Source organism: Paramixta manurensis, from assembly GCF_013285385.1.
Taxonomy (GTDB): domain Bacteria; phylum Pseudomonadota; class Gammaproteobacteria; order Enterobacterales; family Enterobacteriaceae; genus Paramixta; species Paramixta manurensis.
Genome location: NZ_CP054212.1, coordinates 1187015 through 1200505, shown reverse-complemented (window position 1 = coordinate 1200505; position 13491 = coordinate 1187015). Strand labels below are relative to the sequence as shown.

Below are 13491 nucleotides of genomic sequence, written 5' to 3'. Positions count from 1 at the left end.
AGAGTGAAAGAATGACGTTAACATCCTGAAAATAAAAATGATAGAGATTTTCCTCCGCCATCACGGCCGCCTTATTCACCTCGTTTGTCTGCTAAGCCAAAGTGGGATCGGGTTCGCGTATTGCTGATGCTCATCTTTACCTGTAAGCAGCGTGATGCCAATGTGAGCGCATAACAACACAAGAGTAATTAACGATGGCTACTGCTTCACGTCAATCTTTGGCGGAGATCCTCGCTCGCCGCGACCATGAAAACCCACAAATTACCCATATGCACCGGCTGGACGCACATCCGCCTTTTGCCAGTTGGCGTGCAGTGGATGCGGCGCGCGACGATGCCCCCTCATCCAGCCGCAGGTCGTTAAATGGCAACTGGCGTTTTAGCTATTTCCACCAGCCTGAAGCGGTGCCTGAAATCTGGATTGAGGAAGACTTGCCGGAGTCAGTTAACATGGTGGTACCGTCCAATTGGCAAATGTTAGGCTATGACACGCCGATTTATACCAACGTACAATATCCGATCCCGGTTACGCCACCGCAGGTACCAACCGCAAACCCGACCGGATGTTACTCGCTCACATTTGATATAGATCCCGCCTGGTTTGCTGACGGCAGCACACGAATCATTTTCGATGGGGTTAATTCAGCTTTCCACCTCTGGTGCAATGGCGACTGGGTCGGCTATTCGCAAGATAGCCGCCTGCCGGCAGAATTTGACCTTTCCGCTTACCTCACGCCCACCCATAACCGGTTGGCGGTACTGGTATTGCGTTGGAGTGACGGAAGCTATCTGGAAGACCAAGACATGTGGCGTATGAGCGGGATCTTCCGTGATGTGACGCTGCTGCATAAACCGGCCGCCCATTTTACCGACATCCAAATTGAAACCCATCTCAGCCCGGAACTGACTTCCGCCCGGTTACAAGTCAAGGTGTGTTCCAATTTGCGTCCTGCGCAAGCGCCCTCCTACCCGTTGGAGGTCAGTTTGTGGCGGGGTGAACAACAGATTGCTTCGCAACGCGGAAAGTTTGGCTCTCCGCCGGTGGATGAACGCGGGCATTATCCGGAACGCGCCTTACTGACATTACCAATTGACCAACCATTGCTTTGGAGCGCGGAAACACCGCATCTCTATCGCGCGGTCGTGGCGCTGTATGATGAAATGGGTACGCTAGTGGAAGCCGAAGCCTACGACGTTGGCTTTCGCCATATCGCTATTCAGCAGGGGCTTTTAACGCTAAATCACCAACCGTTACTGATTCGTGGCGTCAACCGTCATGAACATCACCCCGAAAATGGCCAGGTGATGGATGAAGCTACCATGGTGCGTGACATTCTGTTGATGAAACAACATAACTTTAATGCGGTACGTTGCGCGCATTATCCCAATCATCCGCTTTGGTATCGGCTGTGCGATCGCTATGGCTTATATGTGGTGGATGAAGCCAATATCGAAACGCACGGTATGCAGCCGATGAACCGGCTGGCTGACGATCCACGTTGGTTCAGTGCGTTTAGTGAGCGCGTCACGCGGATGGTACAGCGCGATCGTAATCATCCCTGCATTATCATTTGGTCGTTGGGTAATGAATCGGGCCACGGCAGCACGCATGACGCCCTTTATCGCTGGGTAAAAAGCGCCGATGAGACTCGCCCGGTACAATACGAAGGCGGCGGAGCAAACAGCAGCGCGACCGATATACTCTGTCCGATGTATGCACGCGTTGAGGTTGACCAGCCCTTTCCTGCGGTGCCTAAATGGTCGATCAAGAAGTGGATCGGTTTGCCCGGCGAGTCACGCCCGTTAATTTTGTGTGAATATGCGCATGCAATGGGGAACAGCTTCGGCGGCTTTGCGCGTTACTGGCAGGCTTTTCGTCAGTACCCACGTTTACAAGGTGGTTTTGTCTGGGATTGGGTTGATCAAAGCCTGACGCGCACCTCCGCTGAGGGCGAACGCTGGCAAGCCTACGGCGGCGATTTTGGCGATACGCCGAATGATCGACAATTCTGTATGAATGGTTTGCTGTTTGCCGACCGCACTCCGCACCCAGCCCTCTATGAAGCGCAGCGCGCACAGCAATTCTTCCAATTTGTTGTCGATGAAGATAATCCTTTTAGCTTTAGCGTCACCAGCGAATATCTGTTCCGGCACAGCGACAACGAACGTTTGTATTGGCGTATTGAGCATCAAGGCGTGGTGATTGCCGCAGGAGAGAGTGAGCTACTGCTGGCGCCGGGCGGCACCCAGCATATTACGCTCTCCGCACCACCGGGGCTTGCCGCCCGCAGCGGCGAAATCTGGCTTAATCTTGAAGTTCGCCAACCGCGGGCCACCGGCTGGTCTGAAGCCGAACATCGGGTGGCGTGGGATCAATGGCGGCTTCCCGCCGCGTTGGCGCATCCGCAGCCACCAGAAAATGGCATCGCGCCTCTCTTAACCACGCGTCCCGATCGCATTCTGGTTGAACAGGGTCAGCAACGCTGGGAGTTTTCCCCTCAACACGGTGAGTTAACCGCCTGGTACCACCATGGCCGACAATGCCTGATCTCGCCGTTGCGCGACTGTTTTGTACGTGCTCCGCTGGATAACGATATTGGCATTAGCGAGGCCACGCAAAGAGATCCTCATGCGTGGGTGGAGCGCTGGAAACAGGCGGGTTTTTATCAGCTAACGCCAGAGGTGCTGCGTGTTAACGCCACTCAACAAACCGATGCGGTACTAATAGAAACCCTACACGCTTATTGCTACCAGGGAAAAACGGCGTTTCTCAGCCGTAAGCGTTATTTAATGGCGGCAGACGGCACGCTAGCGCTGGAGGTTGATGTTGAGCGGGCCGACGATCTTCCTGCGCCTGCACGCATTGGCCTGCGTTGCCAACTTGCTGAAGCACCGGACTCAGTGAGTTGGTTAGGGCTTGGCCCGCATGAAAACTACCCGGACCGCCGTCTGGCGGCGCAATTTTCACACTGGACGTTACCGCTAGACGCGTTACACACGCCTTACGTTTTTCCTTGTGAAAACGGCTTACGTGGCGGCACTCGCCTACTCCACACAGGTTCACTTGAGGTAACGGGGGATTTTCATTTTTCGTTAAGCCGATACAGCCTTGAACAACTGCAAACCACCTCGCACCGTCACCTATTACAACCAGAAACCGGATGCTGGTTGCATATTGATGGCTTTCATATGGGCGTCGGAGGTGATGATTCATGGAGCCCATCCGTCGACACGGCATTTTTACTTAGCGCGCAGCGCTGGCATTACGCGCTACGTCTCACCCCTCGCAGAACGAATTAACTGCGAGCTTTCCGTCGACGGTAAAAACGCATCAGTTGCAGGGTGTTAATTAACACCACCACAGCGGTGCCGACAAAAACCCAACGAAAACCGATCGCCGCTGAAATTCCCGATCCCATCAGCGGCCCTGCCACATTGCCTAAATACATAAACGATTGGTTGTAGCCGAAAATACGCCCGGTGACCTGCTCACTGGCGTAGCGTAACAGTAACGTTTGTACGGCAGGTAACATCGCGCCATCAGCAAAGCCGAGCAAAAAACGCAGAATGCCAAGTTGCATGGCGCTGGTGACAAATGACATACCGATAAATAGCACCACCGATACGCAGAGTGTCGCTAACAAAATACGCTCGGTACCAATACGATCGCCCAATTTTCCAAGGCGCGGCGCGGAAAAGAGCGCTGAAATACCAGGCACAGCGGCAATGAACCCACTGATAAAGGCAATATTATGCGCATCCGGCGCCAGTTGGCGGACAAAAAGCGTCAGTATCGGGCTAATCGAGCCGTTGCAAAGCTGAATAACCAGCGTCGTAAAAAACAGGCTCACCACCAGCGCCGGGTTACTTAAAGACTGGAAAACCGCTTTACCGCTCAGCTTATCTCCTTTCTTGATTGGGCGATGACCGGTTTCTTTGATCAAAAATAGCGTAATCAGAAAACTGACTAATAGCAGACCGGCGGTAATCAAAAACACCGCACGCAGCCCAACCTCATCAGCTAATAAACCGCCCAATAACGGGCCGGCAATAACACCGGTAATTTGTCCGGTAGCAACCATGCTGAGCGCCCAACCGCTGCGATCGCGCGGAACCTGCGACGCGACCAGCGCCATCGCATTTGGAATATAGCCCGAAGTGAGCCCCATTAATGCGCGCAACAAAAACAGTTGCCATACGTTGCTAACAAACGCCTGCAGTAAAATTACCGCCCCCATGCCAAATGAGGCGCGTAATAGCATGAGCTTGCGCCCTTTACGATCGGCCAAACTGCCCCACATCGGGGAAACCACCGCCGAAACCATAAACGTGACGCTAAACGTCAGACCAGACCAAATATTGAGCGCACGATGAGAGTGAACGCCAAGCTGTTCAATATAGAGCGGAAGAAATGGGAGGATTTGACTGATAGCGAGGCCGGTAAAAAAACAGCCAAGCCAGACCGAAATAAGATTAACCTTCCAGGATTCCATTATGCTGGCGTAGTGCCTCGGATTAGAGCTGTGTTGGGTTAGTCTACCGGCAGCGTAAAGCGCTGGCGTAACAAAACTTGGCAATCAGCGGCATTTGGTTCTTTTTACTGTCGGGGCGGGAATTAGCGGTGCGTAATACACAAAAACCCGCACGAGGCGGGTTTTTGAGCGGGTGACAACCGCATATTGCTATGCGGCCTGGCACCGGATTGGCTTAGCGAACGGTAACGTTAGCAGCAGCCGGGCCTTTCTGACCATTTTCGATGGTGAACTCAACGTTCTGGCCTTCTTCCAGAGATTTAAAACCTTCGCTCTGGATAGCAGAGAAGTGTACGAACACGTCTTTGCTGCCATCAGCCGGAGAAATGAAGCCGAAACCTTTCTCAGCGTTGAACCATTTTACTAAACCAGTCATTTTGTTAGACATTTGTCTATCCTTCATTCAGTTACACGCCACTCAGGGCAACAGGGTTTGTTTACAGAGTTATGAGGCACTCAGGAAGGAGTCACTGAAGAAGAGATATCTGAGATAACGCTTTAACTGCAGACTGCTTTACTAAAACTGCTCGCATAATCGGACTGCCAGACAAACCGACTGGGGCATTTACTCATACTAGCCCCGGCGATGCAAGGATTATTTATGTTGGTTAATATCACAACACAAAACCACGCTTTCGCTTAATCTTTGTTGCTGGATCTGTTTAATTTTCCCGGTAATAATACCGTGCGTTAATATTAGTTAATAACATCACTGTTAACTATCCCCCACGAAGGAAAGGGAGTCCTCTTTATGTTGGAGCTTTTTCGTGCGATAGGGCTGGGATTAGTCATCCTGCTACCGCTCGCCAACCCGTTGACAACCGTCGCCCTCTTTCTCGGCCTCGCCGGTGAAATGAATTTTGATGAGCGTAATCGGCAATCGCTGCAGGCCTCTATTTACGTATTTATTATTATGGCCGTGGCCTGGTATGCCGGTCAGGCCGTGATGGACACCTTTGGCATTTCCATTCCCGGCTTACGGATTGCTGGCGGGTTAATTGTCGCCTTTATTGGTTTCCGCATGCTGTTTCCGCATAAACCGGCCGGTCAGTCGGTAGAAGCGGAACATAAACAGGGAGAAATCAATGAACGGAAGGCGGTGAATATCGCATTTGTTCCGCTGGCGATGCCAAGCACCGCCGGCCCCGGCACCATCGCCATGATTATTAGCTCAGCCTCGACGGTGCGTAGCGGGATCGATTTTTCTCCCTGGGTCGTCAAAGTGGCGCCGGTTGCCACCTTTTTTACCGTCAGCGTTATTTTATGGCTTTGCCTGCGCAGCTCCGGCGCAATTATGCGTTTGGTTGGCAAAGGCGGCATCGAAGCCATTTCCCGCTTAATGGGCTTTTTGCTGGTCTGCATGGGCGTGCAATTTATTATTAATGGCGTCCTTGAGGTAGTCACAACTTATTCAGCGCATTAAACCGGAACCGCCGCGAAAAAATATTTCATCGTGTTACTGACTTTTTTTCAAGGCGGTTCTATGTTTAAAAAACCATCGGCGGTATTTCTTTACCGCTGTCGGCAATGCGCTCTGATTTGCTGTCCTTAATTATTCTTTACGCCAGGATCTCAACGGTTCGCCGTGTGGGGCCGGCGCGGCTTTTTCGGAGGTTTAGCATGAGAACACAGCCCCCCAGCGCGGGACGCGCCATTACTGACTATTTTAATAGCCCGGCGTGGCACGCGCCGAAAGAAGCCGAACTGCTCGCCGCCGTAATGACTGAATTGATGCAGACAGGTCAGCCAACGACCACTCACTCATTGATTGCCAGCGTATTGCGTAAGCTGGAACTGGAAATGAATGAGGGGATGCTACAGGGCTATCGCCGCTTACTGGCGCAGTTAATGGAAGAGAAAGAGCAATAATTCCATCTCACTGTTGCTTACCGCTGCGCATGTATTTAAAACCACAAATACCAAAATAGTGCGGTTTCCGCCCGGCGTGAGTGCAAGCCGCGGTAGAGACAGCGATCAATACCGCCTAATTCGAAACCTTGCCGTTCATAAAAGCGGCAGGCCGCAACATTGTTTGATTGCGTTTCCAGCATCAGCCCCGCCAGGCCCTGCTCATGTGCCCAACGGATACCCGCAGCCATTAATGCCTGACCGCACCCGCAATGACGCTGGTTACGCTCAACGGCAATATCCTCTACCAATGCCAGGCCATTCCAGTGACGACTGATAGCCAGATAACCTGCCGCTTGTTCTGCAAAATGGGCAACGAATAACGCGCCATCAAGGCTATCCAAATAGGCGGAAAACTGTTGTGGTTGATTAAAGTAGGCTTTCTCATAAGGTTCAACCGCCTGCAAACACGCATCAATTGGGCGATCAAAAGCCGCCTGGACCTCTTCTGTGACGGTAAAACTGTAGTCGTGCAGAGCCAGCGATTCGAGCAAGGCGGCGCTAGCGGGCGCAACATGCACTTCGTGAAACGTTGAGTTCATAGTTGGTGTTATCCATTCACGGGGGCGCAAAATAAGTAATTTTGGCAGAAAGTTGCCGCTTCGTAAGGGAAAACCGCTCGCATAAGGCAAAAAAAATCCCGCACGCGGCGGGAAGAAAAAAGACAAGCTGTGCATTGCTTTGTGACGGGGAAATCACTGTTTTACCTTCACAGGCTACCCTGGCGGCGTGACAATCTGGTGACAGGCGGTGTATATCGTTAACTATACGAATGTTTACACGGCTACCCATTGCCAATCGTGGTCAGCCCGTTAAGATATGCGCACTTTCTACACCGAGGTGGCAATGGCGAAACGGTATCGCATCGCAAAGTGGTTTCTTGCCCTGGCTTGCCTGGTCATTCTGACCTGCATGGCCCAGCGCAGTGCCGGCTTGCAGATGCTACAAGCGCAGCTAAGCCCGCTTGCAACTTCAACCGTTACCGCCTATTCCGCGTCGGCCGAAGCACCGGTTTCACCTTGTGAGTTAAGCGCGCACTCCTTGCTAATGGCGCCCCCGTTGCTGTTTGAGTCGGTCTTACCTGCCTTAGCGCTATTGCTGGCTTTCCTCGCCATGCTGCGCGAGACACCGCTATTCTTTCCTCCACCGCGCGAATTTTCTTCGCCGGTTCTGCGCATACATCTCAGAAACTGCGTCTTCCGTGAATGACCGCTCGCTTTAACATCGCGACAAAAAATCATTTACGGAGAAAAAATCATGTTAAGGCATTTCAGGGGCTTTGTTCTCCTGCTGTTGTGCTGGCTGCCGGTCGTTCAGGCGGCAGATAGCGGCTGGCTACAAAACCCGCAAAATAACCATGCTCAGGTTCGCCTGCGCGCCGATACATCACCGGCAGGAAACACCCGGCTGTTGCTGGACGTGAAGCTGGAGAAAGGCTGGAAAACTTACTGGCGTTCGCCTGGCGAAGGCGGCATCGCGCCAGAAATTCACTGGCAATCTCCCGCGCCTAACGCCCGCTGGTTTTGGCCGACACCTGCGCGTTTTGACGTTGGGGGTATCACCACCCAGGGTTACCATGACCGTGTTTCACTGCCAATTACGCTCGCCGATACCGCACAACGACGCGTGGCCGGGACATTAACCCTCTCAACCTGTAGCAATGTCTGCATTCTGACCGACTTCCCATTTAGTCTTGATTTGACGCAGCCGGTAGATGCTCAGTTCAACCATGACTATGCGCAGGCGATGGGCCAGGTTCCGATCAGCAGCGGATTGACCGATTCACTACGCGTCGGGTATCAGCAAGGGCAACTGCAAATCGTTGCGGAGCGCGCTCAAGGCTGGCAACAACCGGAGATGTTTTTCGATACGCTAGAGGGTGCCAGTGTCGGAAAGCCTGTCCTGAAACGCGTCGGAAACCGGCTGGAAGCGCGGGTGCCGGTTACCGATGAATGGGGAGAAGGCGCGCCCGATCTAGGCGGAAAAAGCCTCTCGCTGGTGATTGCCAATAGCGGCCTTGCTCAGCAAAGCAGCGCCATTATTGGCGCGCCACTGTTAACCGATGCCGCGCCGCTTCCTCTCTGGCAAGCGGTGCTGATGGCGTTGGTCGGCGGTTTTATCCTCAACCTGATGCCGTGCGTATTACCGGTGCTTGGCATGAAATTGAGTTCAATTTTACATGTCACACAGCGCGATCGGCGTAGCGTGCGCGGTCAATTCCTGGCCTCAAGCGCCGGTATCGTCGTCTCTTTTATGGCATTGGCTCTATTAATGACGCTTCTCCGGCTCGGCAATCATGCGTTGGGTTGGGGAATTCAGTATCAAAACCCATGGTTTATCGGTTTTATGGTGGTAGTGACACTGTTATTTAGCGCCAACCTGTTCGGTCTGTTTTACCTACGGCTGCCCTCTTCGCTCAATACCCGGCTCGCCACCCATTCTGGTCAAGGATATGGCGGTCACTTTTGGCAGGGCGCGTTTGCCACGTTGCTGGCGACGCCGTGTTCTGCTCCCTTCTTAGGTACGGCGGTGGCGTTTGCGTTGGGAGCCTCATTGCCGTTGCTGTGGGCGATCTTTATCGCACTCGGGATCGGGATGAGTTTACCGTGGTGGTTGATTGCCGCCTGGCCCGGTTTGGCATTGCGTTTACCACGCCCCGGCCGCTGGATGAATGTTCTGCGTATTCTGCTGGGTTTGATGATGTTGGCTTCATGCCTGTGGCTGCTGAGCTTACTGCTACCAACGCTTGGGAAAACCATCGTAATGGGGCTGGCAGCTGTCCTATTAATCGCATTGCTGCTCGCCGCCTGGCGCCAGTTTGGCGCCCGCACCGCCGCGATTAGCGGTTTCGCCATCGTGGCGTTATATGGCGCTTTATTGTTTGCCGGGAGCACGCATTTTGGCGGTCAGCCAATGACCGATAAGGTGAACTGGCAGCCGCTGAGCGAGCAAGCCATCAATGAGGCACTGGCGCAACATAAACGTGTGTTTGTCGATGTCACCGCCGACTGGTGTGTGACCTGTAAAGCCAATAAATATCGGGTGTTGCTGCGTGAAGATGTGCAGCAAGCATTGATGGCGGATGACGTTGTCGCGTTACGTGGCGACTGGAGCCGACCGTCAGCCTCCATTACCCACTTCTTACAACGCCGCGGCAGTGTTGCCGTACCGTTTAATCAAATTTATGGACCGGGAAACCCGCAAGGTACGGTGCTTTCGCCGCTGCTTGATCGTCAAACCCTGCTTGACACCTTGTCCAATGCCAAAGGAAAAAAATCATGAAAAAATTCGCTTACGCACTGCTATTTATCTCTGCCCCGCTGTGGGCCGCCGCGCCTTTTACGCCAGAGCAAGAAGCGCGTATCCAGGATCTGATTCGCGAAACGCTGGTACAACATCCCGATATTCTGGCGCAGGCGGCAGATGCCTATGATAAGCAGGCTCAGCAACAGCAGCAAAATGTGGTTAAGCAGGTGGTGGCACAGAACAAAGCCGCGCTATTTAGCGATCCCGGTTCACCACGCATCGGTAAGAAAGACGCCAGGTTGACGCTGGTTTCTTTCACCGACTATAACTGCCCCTTCTGCAAACAATTTGATCCCCAGTTAGAAAAACTGGTGCAAAACCACCCCGATGTGGCGGTGGTGATTAAACCCCTGCCGTACCGTTCCGAAAGTTCGCTGACCTCCGCTCGCGATGCGCTAACCCTTTGGGAACAGAATCCACAACAATTCCTCGCGCTGCATCAACGTTTAATGGCGAAAAAGGGCTATCACGATGATGCCAGTATCAAAGCGGCGGAGAAGAAGGTCGGCGTGAAGATCGGCGAACCCAGCAAACAGAGCCTGGAAACCGTCAATCTGAACCTTAAACTCGCCCAACAATTAGGCGTGCAGGGCACCCCCGCAACATTGATTGGCGACACGATGCTATCTGGCGCGGTTTCGTATGCGCAATTAGAAGAGAGTGTGAAACACGCGTTGGCCCAGCAATAATGTCCCGGCTGAAACGGTGGTTTCGCGATCTCGCGCTGCTGGCCATAATGACGCTGGCGCTGGTCACAGTAATGGATAAGTGGCGGGCGCCCCAAGCGCCAGCCGCCTTTGCCAGCCAACCGTTGCCTACGCTTTATGGTGAAACCGTGACGCTGGATGCCCTAAGCCAACAGCGACCCTTGTTGCTCTATTTCTGGGCCAGTTGGTGCGGAATTTGTCGCTACACCACGCCCGGCGTCGCGGCGCTGGCGCAGGATGGCGGTAATGTGGTGAGCATCGCGCTGCGCTCTGGTGACGACAGCCGCGTCAATAACTACTTGCGCGCCAAACACTATGCGCTGCCTACCATTAACGACCCGCAAGGACGTTTAGCCGCGCAGTGGCAGGTCGGTGTCACGCCAACTTACGTGATTCTTTATCAAGGTAAGGTGGTGAGTACCACTACTGGCTGGACGAGTCGCTGGGGATTAAAACTTCGGCTCTGGTGGGCGCAACGCTAAGTTCTACTCGGTAAAAGGGGCGTCAACGCCCCTTATTAATTAGCCACAACGAACGTGAGTAATAATGCCCGCTTTATCGCCAATAAAATTCAGTCGGTGCGGATTAAAATCCATAGTGACCGCCGAATGATACGGAATGGCGCGCATTGGCGTGGCAAAGCGCACGCCATCAAGGGAGGAAAGCGGTTTACCAACGTAGGACTGCTGTGCCGCCGCGCCGCACATATCTTCTCCCTGCCCGCTCACCTTCGCCGTGTTCTGCTTCGGTGCGCTACTACACGCCGCCAACATCATTAATGACGCCACGATTAGTATTTTTCTATAAAGTTTCACCCATCACTCCCATTATCGTTATTTGAGCCACAATTATATCGTATCGACAGCTTATTAGACCTATAAACAAACTTAAAACATGATCATATGCCGAAACAAAGTGGCACAAATAGTGCAAAAAATATGCAGGCGCGCTTTATACTCTTTCTAAGATTAGTCTTAGGAGGTGATTATGGAACTCGCCATTTTTATTAGCTTTGCCATTGTGATGACCGTAGTGGCGGTCCGGGTTCGTTAGGCCCGGAGCCAACCATTAAACCCGCGATTCTTTCCGCAGATTGATTGACAGCAAATCAACGCGCTCCCTACGCGCGTTGATGCTGTTTCTTACCGGCTCACTGCTCGACAGCCCTGCTACCGGTTGATATATTCGGAGCACTTTTTCCCACAGAGCCGCTTATGAACCTTCGCACTGGCAGAGTTTTTCTAACGCTGTTTTACATCGGCAGCTTTGTGCTTTATTACCTGATCACTTTGATGATCACGCTATTCCCGAATTACACCGTTCTGCGTGCCGATGGCTTGCTGGTGCCGGTGCTCTGTCTGTTCGAATTCGCGGTAATTTATCCCCTATACCGTTTCTATATTGCTCGTCGTAGCGATATTCCTCTTGGCCGTTTAGCGCCTGCCTCCGCCTTACTCTATAGCGGGTTATTGTTGCTATTGATGATAGCGCAAACATGGTTTTTACAGCCGGAGCGGTGGCTGGAAGACCAATCCCAACAGTCATTACACGCGATACTGATTTTGTTGTTTTCCGCCGTATTGCTGGCGCCGATATTTGAAGAAATTTTATTTCGTGGGTTCCTGTTGCAGGGCTTTCTGGTGTGGGCGCCGAAAAGCCGTTTTGCCTGTATGCTGCTCACCTCACTGCTGTTTGCGGTAATGCATACGCAATATGTGCATTGGCAAACCTTAGTGATTTTAACGCTGTTTTCACTGCTGCTGTGCGCTGCGCGCTTGCGCTCCAATAGCCTGGCGTTGCCTATCTTTCTCCATATGCTGAATAACCTCATCGCTCTATTGCCTTCGCTCTTCGCCTCAACGCAAAACGGATGAAGCTCACACTATTCTCTTTCTCATCGGCTTTACCCCCGATGAGAATCAGCCAAGGCGTACCGTGACGGCGCGGCTTCAGGTAATATTTGGCGTAGCTCTCCGGTTCACTTTTTCAGGAAACACCCATGATCACCATGCTCGACGTGGCGAAAAAGGCGGGCGTGTCGAAAGCGACCGTTTCACGCGTACTGGCCGGCACCCGCTATGTAAAAAAGAGCACGCAGCAGCGTGTCTACCAGGCGATTGAAGAAACCGGTTACCGGCCTAACTTGCTGGCGCGTAATCTGGCGACGCAGAAATCGCAAAATATTGGTCTTATTGTGACCAACTCCCTGTTTAATGGCCCCTATTTTAGCGAGTTACTGTTTCAGACCGCGACGATGACGGAAAATTATGGTCGCCAATTAATCCTCGCTGACGGCAAATATTCCGCTGACGATGAACGGCAGGCCATCCAGTTTCTGCTCGACTTACGCTGTGATGCCATCATCATCTATCCACGCTTCCTTAACGTTGATGAATTGGCGGAAATCATCGATCAACACGCTACCCCGATCATGGTGGTTAACCGCCAACTCACGCGGCATCAGGCGCATTGCGTTTATGCCTGCCACCAGCACAATACCGTTGAAGCAGTTGAGTATTTGATCGCCAACGGGCATCGTGAAATCGCCTTTATTAGCGGTTTGCCAGAGTCGCCTACTGCGCAAAGCCGTCTGTCGGGCTATCAGCAAGCACTGCAACAAAACGGTATCGCCTGTGATGCGGCGCGCATCGTGCAGGGCGCCTGGTCGCTGGAAAGCGGCTTCAATGCCACCCGTGAATTGCTGGCGCGCGGCGTTAGCTTCAGCGCGCTGGTCGCCAGTAATGATGATATGGTGATAGGCGCAGCAAAGGCGTTTTATCAAGCTGGCATCGCCGTTCCTGACCAGGTTTCACTGCTGGGGTTTGATGACAGTAAAGTCACCGGCTATTTTGTTCCGCCACTCACCACGGTACATGTGCCGGTAGCGGAAATGATCCGGCACACCCTTGCGCAATTGGTGGCAATGCTGGAAGGGGAACCGGTGGAACCTCTGCCGCCCTTCGCCGGAAAACTGGTGGTGCGTGATTCGGTAAAACCCGGCCCATGGTTTCAGCGCTAAAAAAGGCGGCCGTCTGGCCG

The 13491-nt window shown here is 52.9% G+C and carries 13 protein-coding genes; 9 read left to right on the top strand and 4 right to left on the bottom strand.

Going from position 1 to position 13491, the window contains the following annotated elements; all coding sequences use genetic code 11:
* The first annotated feature begins 194 nt into the window (after positions 1 to 194).
* The gene (locus PMPD1_RS05830) at positions 195 to 3299 is read left to right on the top strand and encodes a beta-galactosidase (RefSeq protein WP_173633150.1); all 3105 of its coding nucleotides are present in this window, start codon (positions 195 to 197) and stop codon (positions 3297 to 3299) included.
* On the opposite strand, the gene PMPD1_RS05825 is transcribed toward PMPD1_RS05830, so the two are convergent.
* Together PMPD1_RS05825 and cspE are read right to left on the bottom strand one after the other, a co-directional pair.
* Complete coding sequence (locus tag PMPD1_RS05825; RefSeq protein WP_173633149.1) at positions 3296 to 4492, bottom strand: multidrug efflux MFS transporter; 1197 nt, start codon at positions 4490 to 4492, stop codon at positions 3296 to 3298. The genes PMPD1_RS05830 and PMPD1_RS05825 overlap by 4 nt on opposite strands.
* A gap of 214 nt (positions 4493 to 4706) precedes the next feature.
* Entirely contained in the window at positions 4707 to 4919 is a 213-nt protein-coding gene (gene cspE / locus PMPD1_RS05820; RefSeq protein ID WP_173633148.1) for a transcription antiterminator/RNA stability regulator CspE, read from the bottom strand.
* A 363-nt stretch (positions 4920 to 5282) separates the two neighbouring features.
* Here cspE and PMPD1_RS05815 point away from each other — a divergent pair, with 363 nt between their 5' ends.
* The gene (locus PMPD1_RS05815; RefSeq protein WP_173633147.1) at positions 5283 to 5954 is read left to right on the top strand and encodes a MarC family NAAT transporter; all 672 of its coding nucleotides are present in this window, start codon (positions 5283 to 5285) and stop codon (positions 5952 to 5954) included.
* A 197-nt stretch (positions 5955 to 6151) separates the two neighbouring features.
* Positions 6152 to 6400 carry a biofilm development regulator YmgB/AriR family protein gene (locus PMPD1_RS05810; RefSeq protein WP_173633146.1) on the top strand — a complete coding sequence of 83 codons (249 nt, stop codon included), beginning with the start codon at positions 6152 to 6154 and terminating at the stop codon, positions 6398 to 6400.
* A 35-nt stretch (positions 6401 to 6435) separates the two neighbouring features.
* Here the strand turns inward: PMPD1_RS05810 and PMPD1_RS05805 are convergent, their stop codons facing one another.
* Positions 6436 to 6981: a GNAT family N-acetyltransferase gene (locus PMPD1_RS05805; protein ID WP_173633145.1), complete on the bottom strand. Its 546-nt coding sequence runs from the start codon at positions 6979 to 6981 to the stop codon at positions 6436 to 6438.
* A 304-nt stretch (positions 6982 to 7285) separates the two neighbouring features.
* Between PMPD1_RS05805 and PMPD1_RS05800 the strand changes: the two genes are divergently transcribed.
* The 4 genes from PMPD1_RS05800 to PMPD1_RS05785 are packed head-to-tail and all read left to right on the top strand — an operon-like array spanning position 7286 to position 10934.
* On the top strand, positions 7286 to 7648 hold the full coding sequence (locus tag PMPD1_RS05800) for a copper resistance protein (RefSeq protein WP_173636128.1): 363 nt from the start codon (positions 7286 to 7288) through the stop codon (positions 7646 to 7648).
* A gap of 48 nt (positions 7649 to 7696) precedes the next feature.
* Entirely contained in the window at positions 7697 to 9721 is a 2025-nt protein-coding gene (locus PMPD1_RS05795) for a protein-disulfide reductase DsbD family protein (protein WP_173633144.1), read from the top strand.
* On the top strand, positions 9718 to 10434 hold the full coding sequence (locus PMPD1_RS05790) for a DsbA family protein (protein ID WP_173633143.1): 717 nt from the start codon (positions 9718 to 9720) through the stop codon (positions 10432 to 10434). The genes PMPD1_RS05795 and PMPD1_RS05790 overlap by 4 nt, the downstream gene beginning before the upstream one ends.
* Positions 10434 to 10934 (top strand): protein disulfide oxidoreductase, encoded by a 501-nt coding sequence (locus PMPD1_RS05785; protein WP_173633142.1) that lies wholly within the window; start codon positions 10434 to 10436, stop codon positions 10932 to 10934. Before PMPD1_RS05790 ends, PMPD1_RS05785 begins: the two co-directional genes overlap by 1 nt.
* Positions 10935 to 10973: 39 nt before the next feature.
* Here PMPD1_RS05785 and PMPD1_RS05780 read toward each other — a convergent pair whose 3' ends face one another.
* Entirely contained in the window at positions 10974 to 11267 is a 294-nt protein-coding gene (locus PMPD1_RS05780) for an I78 family peptidase inhibitor (protein ID WP_173633141.1), read from the bottom strand.
* Positions 11268 to 11666: 399 nt separating this feature from the next.
* On the opposite strand from PMPD1_RS05780, the gene PMPD1_RS05775 reads away from it, so the two are divergent.
* Both PMPD1_RS05775 and PMPD1_RS05770 read left to right on the top strand, forming a co-directional pair.
* The gene (locus tag PMPD1_RS05775) at positions 11667 to 12326 is read left to right on the top strand and encodes a CPBP family intramembrane glutamic endopeptidase (RefSeq protein ID WP_173633140.1); all 660 of its coding nucleotides are present in this window, start codon (positions 11667 to 11669) and stop codon (positions 12324 to 12326) included.
* 125 nt (positions 12327 to 12451) lie between these two features.
* Positions 12452 to 13471 carry a LacI family DNA-binding transcriptional regulator gene (locus PMPD1_RS05770; RefSeq protein WP_173633139.1) on the top strand — a complete coding sequence of 340 codons (1020 nt, stop codon included), beginning with the start codon at positions 12452 to 12454 and terminating at the stop codon, positions 13469 to 13471.
* Positions 13472 to 13491: the final 20 nt, after the last annotated feature.